The sequence below is a fragment of the Streptomyces sp. CLCI03 genome (assembly GCF_053615355.1).
This window is the reverse complement of the sequence record NZ_CM132132.1, coordinates 4,775,270-4,799,233: the sequence shown is the minus strand read 5'-3', so window position 1 is coordinate 4,799,233 and position 23,964 is coordinate 4,775,270. Positions and strand designations below refer to the sequence as shown.

Annotated in this window: 20 protein-coding genes; 5 read left to right on the top strand and 15 right to left on the bottom strand. The window is 72.9% G+C overall.

The features are described 5' to 3' along the window. Nucleotides 1-18 precede the first annotated feature (18 nt). From ACWG52_RS22260 to rsmI, 7 genes are all read right to left on the bottom strand, one after another. Nucleotides 19-1,347 (bottom strand): acyltransferase family protein, encoded by a 1,329-nt coding sequence (locus ACWG52_RS22260; protein WP_453125707.1) that lies wholly within the window; start codon nt 1,345-1,347, stop codon nt 19-21. 273 nt (nt 1,348-1,620) lie between these two features. Continuing rightward, a complete protein-coding gene (locus ACWG52_RS22255) occupies nt 1,621-2,565 on the bottom strand; it encodes a 4-(cytidine 5'-diphospho)-2-C-methyl-D-erythritol kinase (protein ID WP_389815416.1) in 945 nt (314 codons plus the stop codon). Then, nucleotides 2,562-3,482 (bottom strand): 16S rRNA (adenine(1518)-N(6)/adenine(1519)-N(6))-dimethyltransferase RsmA, encoded by a 921-nt coding sequence (gene rsmA / locus ACWG52_RS22250; RefSeq protein WP_030717038.1) that lies wholly within the window; start codon nt 3,480-3,482, stop codon nt 2,562-2,564. The genes ACWG52_RS22255 and rsmA overlap by 4 nt, the downstream gene beginning before the upstream one ends. A gap of 29 nt (nt 3,483-3,511) precedes the next feature. Then, entirely contained in the window at nt 3,512-4,804 is a 1,293-nt protein-coding gene (locus ACWG52_RS22245; protein ID WP_389815445.1) for a ubiquitin-like domain-containing protein, read from the bottom strand. A gap of 319 nt (nt 4,805-5,123) precedes the next feature. Next, nucleotides 5,124-6,014: a TatD family hydrolase gene (locus ACWG52_RS22240; protein WP_389815412.1), complete on the bottom strand. Its 891-nt coding sequence runs from the start codon at nt 6,012-6,014 to the stop codon at nt 5,124-5,126. Between the two features lie 10 nt (nt 6,015-6,024). Next, nucleotides 6,025-6,519, bottom strand: coding sequence for a hypothetical protein (locus ACWG52_RS22235; protein ID WP_389815409.1), 495 nt, complete (start codon nt 6,517-6,519; stop codon nt 6,025-6,027). 160 nt (nt 6,520-6,679) lie between these two features. Further along, nucleotides 6,680-7,537, bottom strand: a complete 858-nt coding sequence (rsmI, locus tag ACWG52_RS22230; RefSeq protein WP_389815442.1) for a 16S rRNA (cytidine(1402)-2'-O)-methyltransferase — start codon at nt 7,535-7,537, stop codon at nt 6,680-6,682. A 139-nt stretch (nt 7,538-7,676) separates the two neighbouring features. Here rsmI and ACWG52_RS22225 point away from each other — a divergent pair, with 139 nt between their 5' ends. Next, the gene (locus ACWG52_RS22225; protein ID WP_389815406.1) at nt 7,677-9,446 is read left to right on the top strand and encodes a dolichyl-phosphate-mannose--protein mannosyltransferase; all 1,770 of its coding nucleotides are present in this window, start codon (nt 7,677-7,679) and stop codon (nt 9,444-9,446) included. Between the two features lie 54 nt (nt 9,447-9,500). Here ACWG52_RS22225 and ACWG52_RS22220 read toward each other — a convergent pair whose 3' ends face one another. Next, a complete protein-coding gene (locus tag ACWG52_RS22220; protein ID WP_389815403.1) occupies nt 9,501-9,764 on the bottom strand; it encodes a hypothetical protein in 264 nt (87 codons plus the stop codon). A 171-nt stretch (nt 9,765-9,935) separates the two neighbouring features. Beyond that, a complete protein-coding gene (locus ACWG52_RS22215; protein ID WP_389815400.1) occupies nt 9,936-10,688 on the bottom strand; it encodes a DUF6193 family natural product biosynthesis protein in 753 nt (250 codons plus the stop codon). A gap of 153 nt (nt 10,689-10,841) precedes the next feature. Here ACWG52_RS22215 and ACWG52_RS22210 point away from each other — a divergent pair, with 153 nt between their 5' ends. Together ACWG52_RS22210 and ACWG52_RS22205 are read left to right on the top strand one after the other, a co-directional pair. Then, entirely contained in the window at nt 10,842-12,482 is a 1,641-nt protein-coding gene (locus ACWG52_RS22210) for a penicillin-binding transpeptidase domain-containing protein (protein WP_453125702.1), read from the top strand. A gap of 111 nt (nt 12,483-12,593) precedes the next feature. Then, nucleotides 12,594-13,088, top strand: coding sequence for a YbaK/EbsC family protein (locus tag ACWG52_RS22205; protein WP_390140417.1), 495 nt, complete (start codon nt 12,594-12,596; stop codon nt 13,086-13,088). On the opposite strand, the gene ACWG52_RS22200 is transcribed toward ACWG52_RS22205, so the two are convergent. From ACWG52_RS22200 to ACWG52_RS22185, 4 genes are read right to left on the bottom strand one after another with little or no spacing between them, the layout of a single operon-like run. Next, nucleotides 13,077-14,243: a serine hydrolase domain-containing protein gene (locus ACWG52_RS22200; protein WP_390140415.1), complete on the bottom strand. Its 1,167-nt coding sequence runs from the start codon at nt 14,241-14,243 to the stop codon at nt 13,077-13,079. The two genes, ACWG52_RS22205 and ACWG52_RS22200, sit on opposite strands and share 12 nt — an antisense overlap. Nucleotides 14,244-14,271: 28 nt before the next feature. Continuing rightward, on the bottom strand, nt 14,272-15,045 hold the full coding sequence (locus tag ACWG52_RS22195; RefSeq protein WP_389815389.1) for an energy-coupling factor ABC transporter ATP-binding protein: 774 nt from the start codon (nt 15,043-15,045) through the stop codon (nt 14,272-14,274). Further along, on the bottom strand, nt 15,033-15,794 hold the full coding sequence (cbiQ, locus tag ACWG52_RS22190; protein WP_389815386.1) for a cobalt ECF transporter T component CbiQ: 762 nt from the start codon (nt 15,792-15,794) through the stop codon (nt 15,033-15,035). The genes ACWG52_RS22195 and cbiQ overlap by 13 nt, the downstream gene beginning before the upstream one ends. 1 nt (nt 15,795) lies before the next feature. Next, nucleotides 15,796-16,866: an energy-coupling factor ABC transporter permease gene (locus ACWG52_RS22185; protein WP_453125701.1), complete on the bottom strand. Its 1,071-nt coding sequence runs from the start codon at nt 16,864-16,866 to the stop codon at nt 15,796-15,798. A gap of 170 nt (nt 16,867-17,036) precedes the next feature. On the opposite strand from ACWG52_RS22185, the gene ACWG52_RS22180 reads away from it, so the two are divergent. Continuing rightward, nucleotides 17,037-17,444, top strand: a complete 408-nt coding sequence (locus ACWG52_RS22180; RefSeq protein ID WP_033226709.1) for an SsgA family sporulation/cell division regulator — start codon at nt 17,037-17,039, stop codon at nt 17,442-17,444. 116 nt (nt 17,445-17,560) lie between these two features. On the opposite strand, the gene ACWG52_RS22175 is transcribed toward ACWG52_RS22180, so the two are convergent. Both ACWG52_RS22175 and ACWG52_RS22170 read right to left on the bottom strand, forming a co-directional pair. Beyond that, entirely contained in the window at nt 17,561-19,762 is a 2,202-nt protein-coding gene (locus ACWG52_RS22175; protein ID WP_389815379.1) for an MMPL family transporter, read from the bottom strand. Between the two features lie 130 nt (nt 19,763-19,892). Continuing rightward, entirely contained in the window at nt 19,893-20,483 is a 591-nt protein-coding gene (locus ACWG52_RS22170; RefSeq protein WP_030717084.1) for a TetR/AcrR family transcriptional regulator, read from the bottom strand. Nucleotides 20,484-20,635: 152 nt separating this feature from the next. Here ACWG52_RS22170 and ACWG52_RS22165 point away from each other — a divergent pair, with 152 nt between their 5' ends. Further along, nucleotides 20,636-23,917, top strand: coding sequence for a S41 family peptidase (locus tag ACWG52_RS22165; RefSeq protein ID WP_389815375.1), 3,282 nt, complete (start codon nt 20,636-20,638; stop codon nt 23,915-23,917). Nucleotides 23,918-23,964: the final 47 nt, after the last annotated feature.

The window sequence follows — 23,964 nt, the reverse complement described above, 5'->3', positions numbered from 1 at the left end:
CCAGGGAAAGGGTGTGGATCAGCCCCTCAGCCTAACCCTCCGGGCCGGGGCAGACCGTTCTACGAGATACCAGCCGCCCAGTGCCATCGCGATCGCGGCCGGCGCGGTGACGGGCAGGGCGATCAGCGTCGCGCTGTGTCCGTCGAGCAGCCCGCCGAGTCCGGTCATGGACAGGCCCAGGACGCCCAGCAGGCACAGGGTGATCCCGAGGGCGGCGACGGGGCCGCCGGTGCGCCGGGCGGGGGCGGGCGCGCTCGGCCGGGGCGTCTCGAAGCGGCGGAACAGTGCGACGAGAACCCCCGTCAGCGCGGCTGCGGCGAGCATCCGTACCGGTACCTGCGCCCACCAGCCGGCCGTGGCGGGGGCCGGCAGGTCGAGGCCGAGGGCGAGCTGGGCGGCGTACACGCCGAGCATCGCGGTCAGGTGCCACAGGAAGGCGGTCATGGCGAGGCCGTTGGCCGCGACCACCCCGCGCCACACGCGCGGGCGGCGCAGCCACGCGGTGGCGGGCCCGGCCGCCAGCTGGACGGCGCCGACGAGCCACAGGCCGTGGCAGAGCAGCGCCAGGGTGGGCGGGGCCATGTTGGAGACCTTCTCGCCGGGCATCCCGACCATGGACAGCGGGTAGGGGCCGTACGCCACCAGCAGGGCGGCGCCGGCGAGTCCCGCGGCGGCGAGGAGGGCGGGCCGGCGGATGCGGCCGTCGGCGCGCAGGAAGCCGAGCTGGTGGACGGCGAGCCAGACGAAGGCGAAGTTCAGGAACTCCACGTAGGGGACCCCGAGCGCGAAGCGCAGTACGTCGACCAGCGCGGCCGCCCCGGCCAGGGCCGCGAAGGCGGCCCAGCCGTGGCGCTCGTGCAGCTTCAGCAGCGGCGGGGTGAAGGCGACCATGGCGAGGTAGATCCCGATGAACCACAGCGGCTGCGTGACGAGCCGCAGCGCTGCCCCGGCCAGCGTTCCGCCGCCGTGCCCGGCGAGCTGCACGGCGAGCGCGACCGCGGCCCACACCAGGACGAAGACGAGGGTGGGGCGCAGCAGCCGCTGGAGCCGGGCGCGCAGGAAGGCGGCGTAGACGGGCCCGTCGGTACGACGAGCCAGGGAACGGTAGGACAGGGCGTGCGAGAACCCGCCGACGAAGAAGAAGACGGGCATGATCTGCAGCCCCCAGGTGAGCACCTGGAGGGCGGGCACGAGCGCGAGCAGATTCCCTATGCCGTCGCCGCTGACGGCGGCCATCAGCCAGTGCCCGGCGATGACGGTGCCGAGCGAGGCGACGCGCAGCAGGTCGACGTACCGGTCGCGGTCGGCGGGGGTGGCCTCGGTCAGGTCCCGTGCGGTGGCTGTCATGGGCCCACGGTCGCCCCTGCCGGGTGTCTCCCGACAGGGCGCGGATACTCAACTCAGCCCTGAGTACCTCGCGCCTCGAACGCCGGCGGGGCTGAAGAACAGGCCCGCCGGGCGCACATCCAGCCCCGCCGGCGTTTGAGGCGCGGGGGTCCGGGGGCAGCGCCCCCGGCGACCGGCCCGCAGGAAGGAGAACCGGCTCGGGCCGTCCCCCGGGGGCTCCGCCCCGGACCCCGCGCCTCAAACGCCGGCGGGGCTGGGTTTTCAGCCGCGGTGTCAGGACGGCAGGACCGTGGCCCCGGGGGCAGGGCTGGAGGCGATCCGCGTGGCCCGGCACGTGCCGGACGCGAACAGAGCCGCCGCCACCTTCTCCGCGGACTCCGCGTCCCGGCACAGGAATGCCGTCGTCGGCCCGGATCCCGAGACCAGCGCGGCGAGCGCACCGCCGTCCACGCCCGCGGCCAGCGTCCGCGCGAGCTGGGGCCGCAGGGAGAGCGCGGCCGCCTGGAGGTCATTGGCCAGCGCCGCGCCCAGCGCCTCCGCGTCGCCCGAGGCGAGCGCCGCCAGCAGCGCCGGCGAGGCCTGCGGCTCGGGGATCGCCGTACCGGCGGCCTCGGCGAGGCGGTCGAACTCGCGGAACACCGCCGGGGTGGACAGTCCGCCGTCGGCGACCGCGAACACCCAGTGGAACGTCCCCGCCCCGACCGGCGTGAGCAGTTCGCCCCGGCCGGTGCCGAGCGCGGCCCCGCCGACGAGGCTGAAGGGGACGTCGCTGCCGAGCTCCGCGCAGATGTCGAGGAGTTCGGATAGCGGGGTGTTCAGGCCCCACAGGGTGTCGCAGGCCAGCAGGGCCGCCGCGCCGTCCGCGCTGCCGCCCGCCATGCCGCCCGCGACCGGGATGTTCTTCGCGATGTGCAGGTGGACGGCGGGTTCGAGCCCGGCCCGGGCCGCGAGGATCTCGGCGGCGCGCGCCGCGAGGTTGGTGCGGTCCAGGGGGACCTTGTCGGCGTCCGGACCTTCGCAGGTGACGGTCAGGGTGTCCGCCGGGGTGGCCGTCACCTCGTCGAACAGCGACACGGCGAGGAAGACGTTGGCCAGGTCGTGGAAGCCGTCGGGGCGGGCCGCGCCCACCGCCAGCTGGACGTTGACCTTCGCGGGGACCCGTACGGTCACGGGCGTGCCGGGTGTGCCGGGTGTGCCGGACGTGGCGAACGTGCTCACAGTGCGGGCCTCTCCGCCGCGGGCTTGTGCTCGGCGATCGCCGCGAACTCCTCGACCGTCAGGGACTCCCCGCGGGCCTGCGGCGAGACGCCGGCGGCGACCAGCGCGGCCTCCGCGCCCGCCGCCGAGCCGGCCCAGCCGGCCAGCGCGGCGCGCAGCGTCTTGCGGCGCTGGGCGAAGGCGGCGTCGACGACCGCGAAGACCTCGGCCTTGGTGGCGGTGGTCTTGATGGGCTCGGTGCGGCGCACCAGCGAGACGAGACCGGAGTCGACGTTCGGGGCGGGCCAGAAGACCTTGCGGCCGATGGCTCCGGCCCGCTTGACGTGCGCGTACCAGTTGGCCTTGACGGAGGGCACCCCGTAGACCTTGTTGCCGGGCTCGGCGGCCAGCCGGTCGGCGACCTCCGCCTGCACCATCACCAGCGTGCGCTCGATGGTCGGGAACCGGTCGAGCATGGTGAGCAGGACGGGTACGGCCACGTTGTACGGCAGGTTCGCGACGAGCGCGGTCGGCGCAGGGCCGGGCAGTTCGGTCACGAGCATCGCGTCGGAGTGGACCAGCGCGAAGCGGTCCTTCTTCGCGGGCATCCGGGCCTCGATGGTGGCGGGCAGGGCGGCGGCCAGGATGTCGTCGATCTCGACGGCGACGACCCGGTCCGCGGCCTCCAGCAGCGCGAGCGTCAACGAGCCGAGTCCCGGGCCGACCTCGACGACGACGTCGTCCGGGCGGACCTCGGCGGTGCGCACGATCCGGCGCACCGTGTTGGCGTCGATGACGAAGTTCTGCCCCTTCTGCTTCGTCGGGCGTACGCCGAGGGCGGCGGCCAGCTCCCTGATGTCGGCCGGGCCGAGGAGGGCGTCGGGCGCGGCGGGGGAGGTGTTCTCGGTGTTCTCGGGCTGCTGCTCTGCGGTGCTCACCGGTAAAGCGTCTCAGATCGCCGCGCCCGCTACGACGTGAGCCTGCGGCCGCAGTGCGGCCACGGACTCGCCCCCCGCTGCACGTAGAGCTTCTTCGCCCGGTACGTCTGTTCCGCGCCCGAGGCGTCCTGCGGGCGGCCGCTGCCGCCGAGGCCCTGCCAGGTGCGGACGTCGAACTGGTACAGCCCGCCGTAGGTGCCGGAGGCGTCGGTGGCGGCGGGGCGGCCGCCGGACTCGCACTGGGCGAGGGCCGCCCAGTTGAGGCCGTCGGCACCGGAGACGGAACTCGGCAGCGCCTTGGTGCCGACCTTGACCAGTTGGGTGACGGGCTCGCGGACGACCTCGTCGGCGATGGGCCGGGGCTTCTGCCGGACCCCGTTGACGGTGCGCAGGCTGTACGTGACCCTGCGCGCCCCGGGGCGGCCGGCGCGCTCGACGACCTCGGTGCCGGCGAACAGGGTGGGGTCCTCGACCTCCTCGGTCGCGTAGGGGATGCGCTCCTCGCGGACCTCGCGGGTGCCGGTGATGCGGAGCACGGTGACGGTCTGGCCGTCGCGCGGGAAGTCGGTGGGGGGTACGGAGGTGGTGTCCTGGCCCTGGAGGGTGATGCCGGCCTGGTCGAGGGCTTCCTGGACGGTGGCGGCGTTGGTGCGGATGGTGCGTTCGCGGCCGTCGGCCATGAAGGTGACGCTGCGTTCGGTGCGGACGCTGAGGGCCAGGCCCGCACGGGGGACGGGGGCGGTGCGGGGGGCGGAGAGGTAGGCGCCCTCGGCGCGGATGCCGAACTGGCGCAGGGCGCCCTCGACGGTGCGGGCGGTGGTCCACACCTGGCGTTGCCGGCCGTCGAGGGTCAGGCGCAGGGGGCGGCCGTAGCGGACGACGATCTCCTCGCCGTCGGTGAGGGCTTCGCCGGGGGCGGGGGCGACGAGGTCGTGGGGGCCGACGCCGAGGCCTTCGGCGGCGAGCAGTTCGCCGATGTCGTCGGCGAAGGTGTGGAGGTTGCGCGGGACCCCGTCCACGGTGAGGCGTACGGCCTTGTCGGCGGCGACGAACGCCGTGGTGCCGCCCGCGAGGAAGGCGACGACGAGGGCCTGGGGCACGATCCGCCGCCAGTTCCCGCCGAGGGTCTCGACGGGGGCGGAGCGGCCCCGGGCCCGGCGTCGGCCGGGCACCGCCCCCGCCGGGGCGGGGGCGTGCGGGGCGGGGGCCGGGGCGAGGGTGGGTGTGGCGGCCGCGGGGGCCACGGCTCGGCGGCGGCCCGAGCCGGGCGCCACGGGCGCGGCGGCCAGGGTGTCGGCCTCGGCCAGCTCGACCGGCGACATGCCGGGCCGGCGACGGCGCCCGCCGCGCGGGGCCGGGACCTCCGGGGCCGGGAGCGCCGGCTCCGGGGCCCAGGCCGCGGGCCCGGGATCACCCGTACCGGCCGGCCGGACCGAGGACCGTGCCATGGAGGGGGCCACGGGCTGGGCCTCGTACGCCTCGGGGAGGGGACCGCCACGGCGGTGACTGCCCTGCGTATCGCTCACGACGCTCGCTCCACTGGTGATCCGGCACCCTCTGGTGCGGGCACGGCACCCTAGCGGAGGAATCGTCACGCTCCAAAGCGGATCGACTACTCAGCGTGTCGGATCGGGTGGAGGATCAGTAGTCGAAGGCGCGGGCGGTGTTGGCCGCCAGCGCCGTGGCCATCGCGTCCTCGTCGATACCGCGGACCGCGGCCATCGCCCGGACCGTCAGCGGAATGAGGTACGGAGCGTTGGGCCGTCCTCGGTACGGCGCCGGGGTGAGGTAGGGCGCGTCCGTCTCGACGAGCACCAGCTCCGGCGGGGCCACGGCGAGGGCCTCGCGCAGCGGCTGGGCGTTCTTGAAGGTGACGGTCCCGGCGAAGGACATGTAGTACCCGGCGGCGGCGCACTCGCGGGCCATGTCGGCGTCCCCGGAGTAGCAGTGGAAGATCGTCCGCTCGGGGGCGCCCTCCTCGCGCAGGACGCGCAGCACGTCCGCGTGGGCGTCCCGGTCGTGGATGACCAGCGCCTTGCCCTGCCGCTTGGCGATCTCGATGTGCGCGCGGAAGGAGCGCTCCTGCGCGGCCATGCCCTCGGGCCCGGTGCGGAAGTGGTCGAGGCCGGTCTCGCCGACCGCCTTGACGTGGTCGAGCGCGGCCAGCGCCTCGATCTCGGCGAGCGCCTCGTCGAGCGCGGCCTCGCCGCCCCCGGACCGGGCGCCCTGCCGCGACCAGCCGTCCGGATCGCCGTGGACGATGCGCGGGGCCTCGTTGGGGTGGAGGGCGACGGCCGCGTGGACGTTCGCGTACGCGGCCGCGGTCTCGGCGGCCCACCGGGAGCCCTTCACGTCGCAGCCCACCTGGACGACGGTGGTCACGCCCACCGAGGCGGCCTTCGCGAGGCCCTCCTCGACGGTCCCCGCCTGCATGTCGAGGTGGGTGTGCGAGTCCGCGACCGCCACCCGAAGGGGTTCGGGCAGCGGCGGCGGTGCGTCCTTGGGCTGCGTCTTCTCCACGCGTGTGCTCATACGGCCGATCTTATGACCGGCGGAAGAGCCCCTTCAGACGGGAGAGCAGGCCCCGGCGCTCCTCGGTCGGGTCGACGGCCACCGGCCCCGGCGAGGCGTGCGACCGGGCGGACCTGCGCGGCCTGGGCTGCCGGGGGACGTTCGCCCCGGCCGGTACGGGTCCGGCGATCCCGGGAGCGATCTGGTGGTGGTAGATGTGGTCGATCATCCCCATCACCGAGGAGACCTGTCCGGCCCGCATGATCCGTACGACGTGTCCGCCGCAGTTCAGGCAGGTCGGGTTGGACAGGGGGGAGGGCACCCGCTCGTCGTCGACCTTGTACATGATGAACGGCTCGCCCTTGGCGTCGACGTGGTGCTCGATCGCGTACGCCTGCTCCCATCCGTACCCGCACCTCATGCACGCGAAGGAGTAGGCCTCGTGCACGGTGTGCACGTCGGAAGCGGTCACAGCGACAGGGACTGCGGCGGGGACGGGTACCGGGGTGTCTGCGATCTCACTCATGCCAGCTCCTCTTGTTCCACTGGTGCCATTGCCAGTGGACGCCTCGACGGGCGGGAGCGCATCAGGCCCTGTCTACTGTTGGACGGTCCTTGGGCGACTCATTCCGAAAGTGCCCGTTGCGCGGTCTGAGCTTTGCTTTTCAGGCTAGCCCTTTACCTGCCTACGGCATCTTTTGTGCCGCGTTCTTTGCCGCGACGACCGCGTCGAACACCTCGCGCTTGGGTACGCCGATCTCGGCCGCGACCGCCGCGATGGCCTCCTTGCGCCGCTCCCCCGCCTCCTCGCGCACCCGTACCCGGCGCACCAGCTCCTCGTCGTCCACATCGCCGGGCACCGCGGCCGGGGCGCCCTCGACCACGACGGTGATCTCCCCGCGCACGCCCTCGGCGGCCCAGGCCGCGAGCTCGCCGAGCCCGCCGCGTTTGACCTCCTCGTAGGTCTTGGTGAGTTCGCGGCAGACGGCGGCCCGCCGGTCGACCCCGAAGACCTCGGCCATCGCGGCCAGGGTGTCGTCGAGTCGGTGCGGGGCCTCGAAGTAGACGAGCGTGCGCCGCTCGCCCTCGACCTCGCGCAGTCGGCTCAGGCGCTCCCCCGCCTTGCGCGGCAGGAACCCCTCGAAGCAGAACCGGTCCACCGGCAGCCCGGACATGGCGAGCGCGGTGAGCACCGCGGACGGCCCGGGGACGGCGGTGACCTTGATGTCCTTCTCCACGGCGGCGGCGACCAGCCGGTAGCCGGGGTCGGAGACCGAGGGCATGCCCGCGTCGGTCACCAGCAGGACGCGCGCGCCGCCGGTCAGGGCCTCGACCAGTTCCGGGGTGCGCGCCGACTCGTTGCCCTCGAAGTACGACAGGACGCGCCCGGTGGTGTGCACACCGAGCCCCTGGGTCAGCCGGCGCAGCCGCCGGGTGTCCTCGGCGGCGATCACATCGGCCCGTTCCAGCTCGGTCGCCAGTCGCGGCGGGGCGTCCGCGAGATCGCCGATGGGGGTGCCGGCGAGCACGAGCGTGCCCATCAGGCCCTCGGCCGGGGCGGCGGTGGTGGTGGGCTCGGTACCGCGGGGCTGGTCAGTCGTCACCCGCCCATCCTCTCAGCCCCGTGCCTCGCCGCCCCACGCCACTGGTGGCGCACACAGATCTCTTCCCTACGATGTGCCGGTGACCAGTACCGCGACGCCACCGCCCAGCCCCGCGGGGGCACCGCCCGCCTCGACGGCGGGACGCGAGGACGAGCCGCCCACCTGGCTGCGCCGACTGCGCGGCTTCGGCTACGTGCCGCCCGCCGCCGCTTCCGCGCGCGCGGACGTCCGCACCCGCCTGGTGCCCCCGTACGCCAAGCCGTCCGAGCAGCTGTGGATGACCTTCGGCCTGCCACCGCAGGTGTGGGGGACCTGGCGGCTGATCGTCTCGTGGGTGGGGCCGCTGCTGGTGGCGCTGGTGGCCGGGGTGCTGCGGTTCGTGCACCTGGGCAGCCCCAAGGCGGTGATATTCGACGAGACGTACTACGCCAAGGACGCCTGGGCCACGATCCGCCAGGGCTACGAGGCGAGCTGGCCCAAGGACATCGACGCCTCGATCCTCGCCAACCCGGACGGGGTCGCCCTCCCGACCGATCCGGGCTACGTCGTGCACCCGCCGGTCGGCAAATGGGTGATCGGGCTCGGCGAGTGGATGTTCGGCTTCACCCCCTTCGGCTGGCGGTTCATGACCGCCGTGCTGGGCACCCTGTCGGTGTTCATGCTGTGCCGGATCGGGCGCCGCCTCTTCCGCTCGACGTTCCTGGGTTGCCTGGCGGGCGCGCTGCTGGCGGTGGACGGTCTGCACCTGGTGATGAGCCGGACGGCGCTGCTGGACCTGGTGCTGATGTTCTTCGTGCTCGCCGCCTTCGGGGCCCTGCTCATCGACCGCGACCGGGCCAGAGCCCGGCTCGCGGACGCGTTGCCGGTGGACGAGGAGGGTCGGACCCGGCCCGACGCGAAGATCGCCGAGACGCTGCGGCTGGGGTGGCGGCCGTACCGGATCCTGGCGGGCGTCTGCCTGGGTCTGGCCGCGGGCACGAAGTGGAACGGCTTCGTCATCCTGGCCTTCTTCGGTGTCCTCACCGTGCTGTGGGACGCCGCCGCGCGCCGCACCGCGGGCGCGGGGGCCCCGTACGCCTCGATGCTGCGACGCGACGCGCTGCCCGCCTTCGTGTCCACCGTCCCGGTCGCGATCGCCACGTACCTGGCCTCGTGGTCGGGCTGGATCCTCAGCCCGGACAACGGCAAGGGCGGCTATCTGCGCGACTGGGCGGCCAAGTACGACCAGGGCAGTTCGCTGAGCTTCCTGCCGGAGTGGCTGCGCAGCCTGTGGCACTACGAGACCGAGGTCTACAGCTTCCACGTGGGCCTGACCTCGGGGCACACCTACGAGTCCAACCCGTGGAGCTGGCTGGTCCTGGGCCGGCCCGTCTCCTACTTCTACGAGTCCCCCGAACCCGGCACCGACGGCTGCCCGGCGACCGCGGCGGGCAAGTGCGCCCGCGAGGTGCTCGCCCTGGGCACCCCGCTGCTGTGGTGGGCGGGCTGCTTCGCGCTGCTGTACGTGCTGTGGCGGTGGTTCTTCCGCCGTGACTGGCGGGCGGGCGCGATCGCGTGCGCGCTGGGTGCGGGTCTGCTGCCCTGGTTCAACTACCAGGAGCGGACGATCTTCTACTTCTACGCGGTGGTCTTCGTCCCGTACCTGTGCCTGGCGGTGGCGATGATGATCGGCGCCCTGCTGGGCCCGGCCGGATCCAGCGAACGCCGCCGGGCGCTGGGCGCGATCGGCGCGGGCGTCCTGGTCCTGCTGATCGCCTGGAACTTCATCTACTTCTGGCCCATCTACACGGGCCAGACCCTCCCGATGGACTCCTGGCGCGGCCGCATGTGGCTGGACACCTGGGTCTAGCAGCCGAATCGAGGGCCCCGATGCCGGACGGCGTCGGGGCCCTCGTCGTCGCCGTTACCGGGACGCCTCGCAGGCGGATTGCGCGGCGTCCTTGCTCGCGCCGACCGCGACCAGGCTGGCGTTGCAGCTGGTCAGGTTGCCGATGTACCCCTGGTAGCACGCCTCCCCGGCGCCGTCCGTGGCCTTCGGGGCGTGCTGGGCGACGTACTGCTCGCACGCCTTGACGTCCGCCTGGGCGGACGGGGCGGCGACGACGGCGCCGCCGAGGGCGAGGGCGAGGCCTGCCAGGACGCTGGGGATACGAGTCGACGGACGCATGCGGATGCACCTGCTCTCTCGGTGGGTCACGCGGTCCGCCGACGCGCCGGACCGCGGGCGGGGGCGGCGGTGGGGAGCGGGCACTCCGGTGGGCGACCGGCTCGGCGCAACGGTCACCCTCGCCCTTCCGACGCTAGAACACGGCACCGGAGCACGCACGTTCGGGCCGGCCTAGGCCTTGAGCGGCCGGCCGAGCGTGACCGGTCCGAAGTCGGTCGGCAGATGGCGCACGGCCAGCGCCGCGGCCTCGGACGCCGTGGTGAACACGCCGAGGTTCGGGGTGATGAAGCCGGTGCCCACCCCGTACGTGCCGTCGCCGCCCGCGCTCAGGCACGGGCTGCCGAGCGTCAGGCTCGGGCGGGTGGTGGAGGAGAAGCGCAGCGTCCAGTGGCTCGTGAACGGGTAGAGGGCGCGCAGGGCCGGCTCGGCGTGGGCCGCCTCGATGAGGGCCTGGTAGTGCGCCTGCCAGGCGTACTCCAGCTCGCGCGCCTCCCGGAGCATGCCCTGCCACTCCGATTCCACCAGGCGGACGGGGTCGAGGTCGGGCACCTCGAAGCGGCCGGTCAGGTGCGCGAACGGGGCCGCCCGCCGGATGTCGTCGAGGGATTCGCCGTCGTGCCAGGCCCGGGCCGCCCTGGCGACCTGGGCCAGGTCGTCCGTGTCCCCGTCGATGAGGCACATGCCCTGGAACGGCTCCCCGCCGCGGATCGACCAGCACCGCTCGCGTGTCGAGGCGTCGATCCGCAGCGGCCGGCGGTGCGGCAGTGCGCTCGCGACGCTCGCGTACATCAGTGGACCGGAGTCGGGCGAGGCCACGAGGACGGCGTCGAGGCGGCCGTCAGCGGCGGCTCGGAGCGCCGCGGCGAGGCTGCCGTGGGCCGCGACGTCGGGGTAGAGGACGGCGGGATCGGGAGGTGTGGACACAGCTCCCGATTGTGCCCGGCCCGCGAGCCGGGACTTCCGCCGGATGTCGCGGTCCGGTAACAACGACGTACCGGAAGGCTGCACAGAGTAAAGTCCGCACCAAGGGTTCTTTGAACATGTTCAGAGAGCCGTATTCATGGGGGAAGGACTCAAGTGAACGGGGCAGCGAAGGGTGCCGTCATCGGCGGGGTGTTCCTCGCCCTGGTCGGCGGCGCCGGGTACGGGGTGTACACGCTGGTCGGCGACGCCGACGGAGAGGGTAAGGGCCCGGACGGCGAGACCTCCGTCCAGGCCGAGAAGGGCAGCGGGCCGGTCAGCGAGAAGGACGCCGCGAAGACCGCCAAGGCCTTCCTGGCCGCGTGGACGGCCGGGGACGAGCGGGTGGCCGCCGACCTGACGAACAACGCCGCGGCCGCGCAGGCCGCGGTCGGGGACTTCAGGACCAAGTCGTACGTGTCCAAGATCGTGATCACCCCCGGCACGCCGAACGGCACCGTCGTGCCGTTCAAGGTCGAGGCGGAGATCACGTACGAGGGCACGACCAAGCCGCTCGCCTACGATTCCCAGCTGACCGTGGTGCGTGGGCTGACCAGCGGAAAGCCGCTGGTCGACTGGAAGCCCTCGGTGATCCACCCGCAGCTCCAGAAAGACGAGAAGCTGCGCGCGGGCGCTCCGGCGAACCCGCCGGTCAAGGCGGTCGACCGCAACGGCGAGGAGCTGACCGCGGAGAAGTACCCCTCGCTGCGCCAGGTCCTGGACGAGCTGCGCCAGAGCTACGGCAGCAAGGCGGGCGGCAAGGCGGGGGCCGAGCTGTGGATCGAACCGGCCGCCAAGGACGCCCCCAAGCGGACCTTGCTGACCCTCGTCGAGGGCGAGCCGAGCACCCTCAAGACGTACCTGGACGCGAAGGTGCAGGCGGCTGCCGAGCAGGCGGTCGCCAAGTTCCCGGAGGCCTCGGTGGTCGCCGTGCAGCCGAGCAACGGGCACATCCTGGCCGTCGCGAACCACCGCAAGGACGGCTTCAACGCGGCGATGCGGGGCAACCGGGCGCCCGGATCCACGATGAAGATCGTGACGGCGGCGATGCTGCTGGACCGCGGCCTGGTCGCCGCGGACAAGCCGGCGCCGTGCGAGAAGACGGTGACCTGGGGTCGCGAGTTCCACAACCTGGACCACTTCGATCTGCCGCCCGGCACCAACTTCGCGACCTCGTTCGCGCGTTCGTGCAACACCGCCTTCATCAAGCAGATCAAGCCCGTCGACGACGACTCCGCGCTGCCGGACGAGGCCACGGAGGTCTTCGGCATCGGCCTCGACTGGAAGACCGGCATCCTGTCCACCGACGGCAAGGTCCCGCCGGCCACGGGCGCTGCGGCGGCCGCCGAGTACATCGGCCAGGGTCAGATCACCATGAACCCGCTGAACGTCGCGTCCATCACCGCGACGGCACGCACCGGCGTCTTCCGCCAGCCGGTGCTGGTCTCGCCGGAGCTCGACGGCCGCAAGCTCGCGACGGCCGAGCGCAGGATGAAGTCCTCGGTGCAGCAGCAACTGGTCGGCATGATGAAGCTGACGGCCACCAGCGGCACCGCACAGAAGGCGATGGCCTCGGTCCGCGGCGCGGACAAGGGCGCCAAGACCGGCTCGGCGGAGGTCGGCGGCGCCGGGGAGAGCCCGGACAGCTGGTTCACCGGCTTCAGCGGTGACGTGGCCGCGGCCGCGATGGTGGAGGGCGGCGGCCACGGCGGCGAGGCGGCGGGCCCGATCGTCGCCCAGGTGCTGAACGCGGGCTGACGGGGGCCGACCGGGTGTCGGCGACGCGACCGGGCCCGGGCCTCGGTCCCGGGCCTCGGTCCCGGCCGAAATCGGTCGTGTCGCCGCGCCCGGCGGCGATAGCGTCGCGGCATGACGACGTCCACGCACCCCCTGTTCGCCGAGGCCCTCGCCGGGCTGGGCCTCGACCTCACCGTCCGGACCTTCCCCGAAGGGACCCGGACGGCCGCCGACGCGGCGGCCGCGATCGGCTGCGAGCTGAGCCAGATCGTCAAGTCGCTGATCTTCGCCGCGGACGGGGTCCCGGTGCTGGTCCTGATGGACGGGGCCTCGCGCGTGGACGTGGAGGCCGTACGCCGCGAGCTCGGCGCCGGGAAGGTGACGCGGGCCGACGCCGCCCTGGTCCGGGAGACCACGGGCTACGCGATCGGCGGGGTCCCGCCCTTCGGGCACCGCACGCGGACCCGGGTGTTGGCCGACCGCTCACTGCTGGCCCACGAGGAGATCTGGGCGGCGGCCGGCACCCCGACCACGGTGTTCCCGATGGCCCCGCAGGAGCTCATCGCGTACGCGGGAGCCACGCTCGCCGACGTACGCGAGGGGGCCGCGCGGGACTCAGAGGGCTGACAGGGCCGACTTCAGGGCCCGGACCAGGGCCTGTGCCCGCGGGTCCGCGGTGACCGACTTGGCGTGGGCGTTGGTGACGTAGCCGAAGCCGATGCCCGCCTCCGGGTCCGCGAAGGCCAGGGAGCCGCCGCGGCCGGGGTGGCCGAAGGAGGCCGGCGAGAGCAGCGGCGAGGCCGGACCGTGCAGCATGTAGCCGGCGCCGAAGCGGGTGTTCACGACGAGCACCCGGTCCGGCCCGGCGGAGTGCTCCTGGGCGGCGAGGGCGGTGGTGGCCGGGGTGAAGATCCGCGCGCCGTCCTCGACCACGCCGATGGTGGCTCCGTAGAACCGGGCCAGGGCGCGGGCCGTCCCGATGCCGTTCGAGGCGGGGAGTTCGGCGGCCCGGTAGGCGGGGTCGTTCTCGTCGGGCAGCGGGTCGATGGCGGCGAAGGCGCGGCGGGTGAGGGAGTCAGGGTCGGCGTAGGCCTCGGACACGTTGCGCCTCGGCCGGGTCCGCAGCGTGCCGGCGCTCTCGGGCGGCTCCACCGGCGCGACCCGGCCCACCCGGTGGGTCTCGGTCTCCGGCAGGCCGATCCAGAACTCCAGCCCCAGCGGTTCGGCGATCTCCTCCGCCAGGACGCAGCCCAGGGTGCGGCCGGTCGCCCGCAGCACCAGCTCGGACAGCAGCCAGCTGTAGGTCTGCGCGTGGTAGCCGTGTTCGGTGCCCGGCTCCCAGAAGGGCCGCTGCGCGGCGACCGCGTGCGCCCCGGACACCCCGTCGGCGGACTCGGTGGCGCTCAGCCCCCGGTCCAGTGCCGGTATGCCCGCCCGGTGCGCGAGCACGTCGCGGACCAGGATCCGTTCCTTGCCGCCGGTCTTGAACTCCGGCCAGTACGAGCCCACGGGCGCGTCCAGGTCCATCAGTCCGCGCTGGTGCAGCAGCAGCGGCACGGCGGCCGCCACGCCCTTGGTCGCGGAGCGGACGATCTGCGCGGTGTCCTCGGTCCAGGGCTCGGTGCCGTGCGCGTCCTTCGTGCCGGCCCACAGGTCGACGACCTTGCGGCCGTCGCGGTACACGGCCACGGCCGCGCCCCGGTCCCCGAGCACCTCGAAGTTGCGTACGAACGCGTCCCTGACGGGCTCGAAGCCCTCCGTCACCACACCATGGATGTCCACGTGCGGTCCAACAAACGCGGACCGGTGCTTATGCCACCGATACCGAACGGGGGTCGAAGCCGAAGGGGAGCTCCAGCCGGTGGGCCCGCATCAGCTTCTCGTCGCACAGCAGGTCCTGGGTGCGGCCGTCGGCCGCGATGACCCCTTCGCTGAGGATCACCGAGCGCGGGCACAGTTCCAACGCGTACGGCAGGTCGTGCGTCACCATCAGCACGGTCACGTCCAGCGAGCGCAGGATGTCCGCGAGCTCGCGGCGCGAGGCCGGGTCCAGGTTGGACGAGGGCTCGTCCAGGACCAGGATGTCGGGCCGCATGGCCAGGACGGTCGCCACCGCGACGCGGCGGCGCTGGCCGAAGGACAGGTGGTGCGGCGGCCGGTCGGCGAAGTCCGCCATGCCGACCTGGTCGAGGGCCTCCCGGACCCGCTCCTCCAGCTCGGCGCCGCGCATGCCGGCCGCCGCCGGGCCGAAGGCCACGTCCTCGCGCACGGTCGGCATGAACAGCTGGTCGTCGGGGTCCTGGAAGACGATGCCGACCCGGCGGCGGATCTCGGCGAGGTTGCGCTTCTCCACCGGCAGCCCGGCGACGGTCACCGTGCCGACGCCGCCGGCGAGGATGCCGTTGAGGTGCAGCACCAGCGTGGTCTTGCCCGCGCCGTTGGGTCCGAGCAGGGCGACCCGCTCGCCCTGTCCGACGGTGAGGTCGACGCCGAAGAGGGCTTGGTGGCCGTCGGGGTAGGCGTAGGCGAGGCCGGCGACTTCGAGGGAGGGAGGGAGTGAGGGAGTACGGGTCACAGGGTCCATCCCATCAGACAGACGGCGAGGGCCGTCACCGGGAGTGCGGACGCGTACGCCCACTGGGCGCGCGTGGCGGCGACCTCGTCGATCACCGGCATCGAACCGGCGTAGCCGCGACTGACCATGGCGAGGTAGACCCGCTCGCCGCGCTCGTAGGAGCGGATGAACAGCGCGCCGGCGGTCTTGGCCAGCACCCCCCAGTGCCGGATTCCGCGGGCCTCGAAGCCGCGGGAGCGGCGGGCGATGGACATCCGGCGCAGCTCGTCGCCGATCACATCGCCGTAGCGGATCATGAAGGAGGCGATCTGGACGAGCAGGGGCGGCAGCTTCAGCCGTTGCAGGCCCAGCAGCAGGGCCCGCAGCTCGGTCGTCGAGGCGAGCAGGACGGAGGCGGCCACGCCCAGGGTTCCCTTGGCGAGGACGTTCCAGGCGCCCCAGAGGCCCGAGACGCTGAGGGACATGCCGAGCACCTCCACCCGCTCGCCCTCGGCGACGAAGGGCATGAGCACGGCGAAGGCGACGAAGGGCACCTCGATCAGCAGCCGCCGGAGCAGGAAGCCGGCCGGGATCCGGGCGACGGCGGCCACCGCCGCGAGGAGGACGGCGTACAGGCCGAAGGCCCACACCGCCTCGCGCGGTGTGGACACGACGACCACGACGAAGGCCAGGGTCGCGGCGAGCTTGCAGTGCGGGGGCAGATCGTGGACCGGCGAGTGGCCCTCGCGGTAGAGCTTGTGGGCGTGGCCGGCCCCCATGTCAGCCTGCCGAGGCGGAGGTGGAAGGGGCGGTGGAGGTCGCGGTCAGGTCCTCCGTGCGGCGGCGGCGCACGGCCCAGAAGATGCCGGTGCCGGCGACGACGGTCACGCCGACGCCGATGACCCCGGCGAGGCCGCCGGACAGGCGTGCGTCGTCGACGTCCTTGACGCCGTAGTCGGCGAGCGGGGAGTTCGCCGCAGCGTGCTCCTCGACCTTCTCGTCGATGCCCTTGTCGGCGGCGACCTTCTCCAGGCCGTCGGGGTCGGCGGATGCGTAGAAGGAGACGAACCCGGCGAGCACGAGGGCGGTGACCAGGCCGGTCACCCACACCTTGCGGGTCGAGCCGGCGCCGGCGGGCGCGGGCGCGGCGGCAGCGGCCGGCGCGTCGACGAGCGCGCCGTCGACGCGCAGCTTCAGGCGCGAGGTCAGCTGGCCGGCGCCGTGCACCAGGTCGGGACGGACGGCGATCACGGCGCCCACGGTGGCCGCGGTGATGACGGCCTCACCGATGCCGATGAGCACGTGCACGCCGACCATGGCGGTGATCACCTTGGCGATGGGCACGTCGGTGGTGCCGCCGACGGCGTAGACGAGGGTGAAGGCGGCGGCCGCTGCGGGCACGGAGAGCAGGGCGCCGGTGAAGGCGGCCACGGTCACCGAGCGGCGGGTGGGCGGCAGGATCCGCAGCAGCCCGCGGAAGATCGCGTGGGCGACGACGACGGTGACGACGCCCATGACGGTGATGTTGACGCCGAGGGCGGTCAGGCCGCCGTCGGCGAAGAGGATGCCCTGCATGAGCAGGACGACGGACACGCACAGCACGCCGGTGTAGGGGCCGACGAGTATCGCGGCGAGCGCGCCGCCCAGCAGATGGCCACTGGTGCCGGCGGCGACCGGGAAGTTCAGCATCTGGACGGCGAAGATGAAGGCGGCGACGAGACCGGCGAGCGGCGCGGTGCGCTCGTCGAGTTCGCGTCGGGCGCCGCGGAGGCTGACGGCCACCGCGGCGGCGGCCACCACTCCGGCGGCCACCGACACGGGTGCGTTGATGAATCCGTCGGGCACATGCATGGAGTGGCTCCGCTTCTTACTCAGTCTTTAGCTGTTCAACCATAGTGCCCAGTTGCAAACCGTTGGCAAGAGCGGTGGCATCACAAATAGAACCGCGCGCTTTCGTGGGAATGTGCGAGGCTGGACGGGACAAACGGACGCAAATGTTCCGATTTCGAGGAGTCTTGTCGATGTCAGCCACCGCCGAGAATCCACCAGCGACCGCCACCGCAAGCGCCGTCGAGGAGCGGGTACGCGCCCGTGTGATCACGGACGATCCCCTCTACCGGACGATCCCCGTCGCCCTGCGCTTCGCCGCCGCCGAGCCGCTGGCCGTACGGATCGTCTTCCCGGCAGGCCTGTCCCCCGAGGGCACCGACAACGAGTGGGTCTTCCCACGGGCCCTGCTGGAGGCCGGGCTCCAGGCTCCGACCGGGACCGGGGACGTACGCGTCTGGCCCTGCGGCCGCGTCCAGGCGGTCGTCGAGTTCCACTCCCCCGAGGGCGTCGCGGTCGTCCAGTTCGACATCGCCGCGCTGCGCCGGTTCCTCCGCCGCACCTACGCGCCCGCGGTGTCCGCCGCGTCCGCCACCCGATAGGCCCAACGGGCCCGGCCCCGTACCACCTGGTGATCAGGCGGTACGGGGCCGGGCTGCGTCGTGCGGTGCTGTGCGGTGCTGTGCCTGTGCTGTCGGCCCGTACGAGGCCGTCAGGTTCAGGCGTCGACCAGCTCGCGGTTCTTGTCCGGGCCCTTCGGGGAGTCCGAGGACTTCTCCAGGTGCTTGCGCAGGCTCTCGCCCTCCACGTCCACGTTCGGCAGCAGCCGGTCCAGCCACTTCGGCAGCCACCAGGCCTTGTGCCCGAGCAGGGCGAGCACCGCCGGGACGATGGCCATGCGGACCACGAAGGCGTCGAAGAAGACGGCGACGGCCAGACCGAAACCGATCATCTTGACCATCTGCTCGCTGGCCCCGATGAAGCCCGCGAACACCGCGATCATGATGACGGCGGCGGCCACGACGACCCGCGCGCTGTACTGGAAGCCGGTCACCACGGCCTGGCCCGGGCGCTCGCCGTGGACGTACGCCTCACGCATCCGGGTCACGAGGAAGACCTCGTAGTCCATGGCCAGGCCGAAGACCACACCGACCATGAAGATCGGCATCATCGACATGATCGGACCGGTCTGCTCCACCCCGAAGACCGAGCCGAGCCAGCCCCACTGGAAGACCGCGACGACGGCGCCGAGCGCGGCGACGACCGAGAGCAGGAACCCGAGGGCCGCCTTGAGCGGGACCAGGATCGAGCGGAAGACGAGCATCAGCAGCAGGAAGGCGAGACCCACGACGAGCGCCAGGTACGGCAGCAGCGCGTCGTTCATCTTCTGCGAGAAGTCGATGTTCATGGCGGTGGCGCCGGTGACGAGGACGTTCTCGTCGCTGCCGTCACGGATCTCGTGGACCAGTTCCTCGGTGTGCGTGGAGGAGGGGCGGTCCTTCGGGATGACGGTGATGACCGCGGCGTCGCCGGCCTTGTTGAGGGTCGGCGGGGTGACCGCGACGACCCCGTCCAGGCCCTTGATCCGGTCGACGGTGGAGTCGGCGAGCGCCTTGTCGCCGTCGACGACCACCATCAGCGGGCCGTTGAAGCCCGGACCGAAGCCGTCGGACAGCATGTCGTACGCCTGGCGCTGGGTGGTGGAGACCGGCTGGGCGCCGTCGTCCGGCAGGCCCATCTCCAGCTTGCTCGCCGGGATGGCGATGACGCCGAGGCCGATCACACCGGCCAGCAGCACCATGACGGGGCGGCGCAGGACGAAGCGGGCCCAGCGGGTGCCGCCGTTGGCCTTCTTCTCGGCGCCGGCCGGCTTGCCCTTGCCGAAGAGCCGGCTCTTCTCGCCCGCCGGCAGCACCATCCTGCCCGCGAAGGCGAGGATGGCCGGGACCAGGGTCAGCGCGACGAGCACGGCGATGACCACGGTGCCCGCGGCCGCGAAGCCCATCTTGGTCAGCATCGGGATGTTGACGACGGCCAGGCCCACCAGGGCGATGACCACGGTCAGACCCGCGAAGACGACGGCGGAACCGGCGGTGCCGACGGCGCGGCCCGCGGCCTCGTCGCGCGCCCGACCCTCGGCGAGCTCCACGCGGTAGCGGGAGACGATGAAGAGGGCGTAGTCGATGCCGACCGCGAGGCCGATCATCGTCGCGAGGGTGGCGGTGGTGTTGCCGAGGTCCAGCACGTTGGCGAGCGCGGTGATGGAGGAGACACCGATGCCCACGCCGATCAGCGCGGTCAGCAGCGGCAGACCGGCCGCGATCAGCGAGCCGAAGGTGATGACGAGGACGATCGCGGCGACCGCGATGCCGATGATCTCGCCGGAGCCCGTCTCGGGGGCCGCCATCAGCGCGTCGCCACCGATCTGGACGTTCAGGCCGGCGGCCTTGGCGCCCTCACCGGAGACCTTGAGGGCCTCGCGGGTGTCGTCCTTCAGCTCCATGCCGTTGACGGTGTACTTGGCGCTGATGTAGGCGGTGGAGCCGTCCTGGCTCACGGCCTGGGCCTCGTACGGGTCGGCGATCGAGGAGATCTCCGCCGCGCCCGGTCCGGTCTTCAGCCCGGTGACGATCTTCTGCACCTCGGCCTTGGGGCCGGGGTCGGTGATCTTGGCGCCTTCGGGGGCCTTGATGACGATCCGGGCGGTGGCGCCGTCGGCGGCCATCCCCGGGAAGCGCTCGTCCAGCAGGTCGAAGGCCTTCTGGGCCTCCGTACCGGGTATCGAGAAGGAGCCGGAGGTGGGCGCGCCCGCCGAGGCGGCGCCGAAGCCGGCGGCGAACAGCAGCGCCACCCAGAGGAGGGCGACGAGGCCGCGGCGCCGGAAGGCGCCTCTGCCGAGTCGGTAGAGGAAGGTAGCCACGTCGGTGGTTCTCCCGTTCAGGTCGTGGGATGGATCCGGATCGGATCAGGGCATGAGGAGCCGGCCCGACGACGAGAGCGGCGTGTCAGGAACAGCGAGGAGCCGTGCTGGGGACGGGGAGGAGTGAGGATCAGACGCCGAGGGCGGGGAAGACCACGGCGTCGATGAAGTCACCGAGGAAGGCCCGGTCCACCGGGCGGTCCTCGATCAACGGGAGCGCGATGAACGCCCCGATGAGCATGTGCGGTACGAAGTCGAGCGCGGGACAGTCCGGGCGGATCTCGCCCCGGTCCACCGCACGCCGCAGCATCGCCTGGAGACCGTTGATCTCCGGGTCGACCAACAGGTCGCGCAGGGCCTTGTGCAGCTCCGGGCTCTCGTGGACGGCATGGGCCAGACCCCGCATCAGCGCGGTGTCCTTGGCCATCTGCGCGTCGTCGGAGTGCTCGACCATGCGCGCGAAGTCCCCGCGGAGGCTGCCCGTGTCGATCTCGCGCAGCGAGACCGGCTGCGTGCAGCGCAGGGCCTTCGCGACCAGCTCCGGCTTGCTCCCCCACTGGCGGTAGAGGGTGGCCTTGCTGGACTTCGTACGGGCGGCGACCGCGTCCATGGTCAGCGCCTCGTAGCCGACGTCACGCAGGAGGTCGAGGACCGCCTCGTGCAGTTCGGCCTGCCGCTCCGGGGTGATCCGGCTACGCCGGGCCGCCATCGCCTCGGTCATGTCCGTGCCTCCCGTCGAAGCGAAACTGTTCCGTACGCTTAAGACGATACCCCTCCCCCAAGCGAAACGAAACCGTTCCGTTTCGCTTGGGGGAGTGTCATGGATCACCTGTACGAGTTGCCAGGGCCCCCCTACGCGGAAAGCATTGGGGGGTGAGTCACGACGTCGCGTACCTCCGGTTCCCGCACCTGCACGACGACCTTCTCTGCTTCGCCACCGAGGACGATCTCTGGGTCGCCCCGCTGGTCCCCGACGGCCAGACCCCCGGACGGGCCTGGCGCATCACCGTCGACCGGACCCGCGTCGGCCACCCGCGCTTCTCCCCCGACGGCAAGCACATCGCCTTCACCAGCTGGCGCAGCCTCGACCCCGAGATCCACCTCGCCCCCGTCGACGGCGGCCCCGCCCGCCAACTCAGCTACTGGGGCGCACTCGACACCCGCGTCTGCGGCTGGACCCCGCCCGACGAGGACGGCCGCAGCGACATCCTGGCCGTGTCCTCGCACAGCCAGCCCTTCTCCTACTTCGCCTGGGCCTACAGCCTCCCGACCGACGGCAGCCCCGGCGGCCGCCTGCCCTGGGGCCCCGTCTCCGACATCCAGGTGCGCGAGACCGAGGAGGGCGCGCACCACTCCCTGCTGCTCACCGGCAAGCCCCCGCACGAGCCGGCCGCCTGGAAGCGCTACCGCGGCGGCGCCACCGGCCGGCTGTGGCTGCACGGACAGCGACTGCTGGAGGACGTCGAGGGCCACCTCGACTCCCCGATGTTCGTGGACGGCCGGATCGCCTTCCTCTCCGACCACGAGGGCATCGGCAACCTCTACTCCTGCCTGCCCGACGGCACCGACCTGCGCCGCCACACCGACCACGACGAGTTCTACGCCCGGCACGCCTCCAGCGACGGCTCCCGCGTCGTCTACCAGTGCGCCGGCGACCTCTGGCTCGTCGAGTCCCTGGACCGGGACGCCGTCCCGCGCAAGCTCGACGTCCGCCTCGGCGGCCCGCGCGCGGGCCGGCGTACGTACCAGGTGCCGGCCGCCAGCCACGTCGACTCGCTCTCCGTGGACGCCACCGGGCGCGCCAGCGCGGTCGTGGTGCGCGGCAGCCTCTACTGGCTGACCCACCGCGACGGCCCGGCCCGCACCATCGCCGACACCCCGGGCGTACGCGTCCGGCTGCCGGAGATGCTCGGCAGCGGCGGGCAGGTCGCCTACGTCACCGACGCCGAGGGCGAGGACGCGATCGAGATCGCCTACCTGCCACGGGCCTCCGGGGAACGGGCGCCGCGCCGGCTGGCCTCGGGCCAGTTGGGCCGGGTCACCGAGCTGCTCTCGGACCCGGACGGCGAGCGGCTCGCCATCGCCTCCAACGACGGCCGGCTGCTGCTCCTCGACGCCACCGAGGAGTCCAACGGCGAGGTCACCGAGCTGATCGCGTCCATCAACGGCCCCGTCACCGACCTGGCCTTCTCCCCCGACGGAGCCTGGCTGACCTGGTCGCACCCGGGCATCGGGCGCTCCTTGCGGCAGATCAAGATGGCCCGGATCTCCGGCCCCGGCGCCCGCACGATCGTGGACGTCACCAACGGCCGCTTCGAGGACGAGAATCCGGTCTTCACCCGGGACGGGCGCTACCTCGCCTTCCTGTCCTGGCGCGGCTTCGACCCGGTCTACGACGTGCACACCGGCGACCTGTCCTTCCCGCTGGGCTGCCGCCCGTACCTGGTGCCGCTGAACTCCGCGACCCCCTCCCCCTTCGCGCTGTCCGCCGAGGGTCGGCCCGCGGCCGGCGGACTCGACGTGGCCGAGGGCGACTCGGGCGAGGCCGACGGCGCCGTGACCGTGGAGGTGGAGGGACTGGAGAGCCGCGTCACGCCGTTCCCGGTGACCGCGTCCAAGTACTCGGCCCTCTACCCGGTGCACGGCGGCGGGCTGGTGTGGCTGCGCTGGCCGATCTCCGGCGCGCTCGGCGAGACCTTCGCCAACCCGGCCGACATCAGCGGCAAGCCGACGCTGGAGCACTTCGACCTCACCAAGGCCCGCAAGACCGAACTGGCCTCCGGGCTGGACTGGTTCGCGGTCAGCGGCGACGGCACCCGGCTCGTGATCAACGACGACGGCGACCTGCGCGCGGTCCCGGCGACCGAGTCGGGCGACAGCGACTCGACCGTCTACCTGGACCTGCGGCGCATCCTGCACGAGGTGGACCCGGCGGCCGAGTGGCGCCAGGCCTACGAGGAGGCCGGGCGGATCATCCGCGCGTACTTCTGGGAGCCGAAGATGTGCGGCATCGACTGGGACGGGGTGCTGGCCCAGTACCGCTCCCTGGTGGAACGGGTCTCCTCGCCCGACGAGTTCGCCGACCTGCTGCGCGAGGTCCTCGGCGAACTCGGTACCTCGCACGCCTACGTCTCCCCCGCGCGCCGCAACGAGGGACCGCCGCACTACCAGCGGGCCATCGGCCTGCTCGGCGCCAACCTCTTCCCCCGGGACGGGGAATGGGTGGTCAGCCGGATCCTGCCCGGCGAGTCCTCGGACTCCAAGGCCCGCTCCCCGCTGGCCGGCACCGGCATCCGGGAGGGCGCGGTGCTCACCCACGTGGACGGCCGCCCGGTGGACCCGGTCGCCGGGCCCTACCCGCTGCTGGCGGCCGCCGGCGGCACCACGGTGGAGCTGACCTTCCAGCCCGCGGCGGGCGAGGGCCGGGCCCGCCGGGTCGCCATCGTGCCGCTGATCGACGAACGGCCCCTGCGCTACCAGGACTGGGTGTCCAAGCGGCGCGAGGCGGTCCGGGAGATCAGCGGCGGCCGCTGCGGCTACCTCCACATCCCCGACATGGGCGGCTCGGGCTGGGCCCAGTTCAACCGCGACCTGCGGATGGAGATGTCCCGGCCCGCGCTGATCGTGGACGTACGCGGCAACGCGGGCGGGCACATCAGTGAGCTGGTGGTGGAGAAGCTGACCCGCTCCATCCTCGGCTGGGACCTGACGCGCAACGCCCAGCCGGTCAGTTACGCCTCCAACGCGCCCCGGGGGCCGATCGTGGCCCTGGCCGACGAGGCGACCTCGTCGGACGGGGACATGATCACCGCCGCTTTCAAACTGCTGGGCCTGGGACCGGTGGTGGGCCTGCGCACCTGGGGCGGGGTGGTCGGCATGACCGGCCGCCACACGCTCGGGGACGGCACGGTGATCACGGTGCCGATGAACGCCGCCTGGTTCCCGGAGTACGGCTGGTCGGTGGAGAACCACGGCGTGGAGCCGGACCTGGAGATCCAGCGCACCCCCCTCGACTGGGCGGAGGGGCGGCACGCCCAACTCGACGACGCCGTGCACCTGGCGCTGGAACTGCTGGAACAGGATCCGGCCGCGGTGCCGCCCGGCTACACCGACGTACCGGACCGGCGCCGTCCGAAGCTGCCCCCCAGGGAGTGAGCGGTACCGCGTGCGCGAGGGGTGCGATCCCGGGAACAGCGGGGATC

Coding starts and splice junctions, on each gene's coding strand:
- ACWG52_RS22260 (WP_453125707.1), bottom strand. CDS start 1,347: ATGACAGCCACCGCACGGGACCTGACCGAGGCCACCCCCGCCGACCGC.
- ACWG52_RS22245 (WP_389815445.1), bottom strand. CDS start 4,804: ATGTCGCCGGTCGAGCTGGCCGAGGCCGACACCCTGGCCGCCGCGCCC.
- ACWG52_RS22240 (WP_389815412.1), bottom strand. CDS start 6,014: ATGAGCACACGCGTGGAGAAGACGCAGCCCAAGGACGCACCGCCGCCG.
- ACWG52_RS22235 (WP_389815409.1), bottom strand. CDS start 6,519: ATGAGTGAGATCGCAGACACCCCGGTACCCGTCCCCGCCGCAGTCCCT.
- ACWG52_RS22220 (WP_389815403.1), bottom strand. CDS start 9,764: ATGCGTCCGTCGACTCGTATCCCCAGCGTCCTGGCAGGCCTCGCCCTC.
- ACWG52_RS22205 (WP_390140417.1), top strand. CDS start 12,594: ATGACGACGTCCACGCACCCCCTGTTCGCCGAGGCCCTCGCCGGGCTG.
- ACWG52_RS22195 (WP_389815389.1), bottom strand. CDS start 15,045: ATGGACCCTGTGACCCGTACTCCCTCACTCCCTCCCTCCCTCGAAGTC.
- cbiQ (WP_389815386.1), bottom strand. CDS start 15,794: ATGGGGGCCGGCCACGCCCACAAGCTCTACCGCGAGGGCCACTCGCCG.
- ACWG52_RS22185 (WP_453125701.1), bottom strand. CDS start 16,866: ATGCATGTGCCCGACGGATTCATCAACGCACCCGTGTCGGTGGCCGCC.
- ACWG52_RS22180 (WP_033226709.1), top strand. CDS start 17,037: ATGTCAGCCACCGCCGAGAATCCACCAGCGACCGCCACCGCAAGCGCC.
- ACWG52_RS22170 (WP_030717084.1), bottom strand. CDS start 20,483: ATGACCGAGGCGATGGCGGCCCGGCGTAGCCGGATCACCCCGGAGCGG.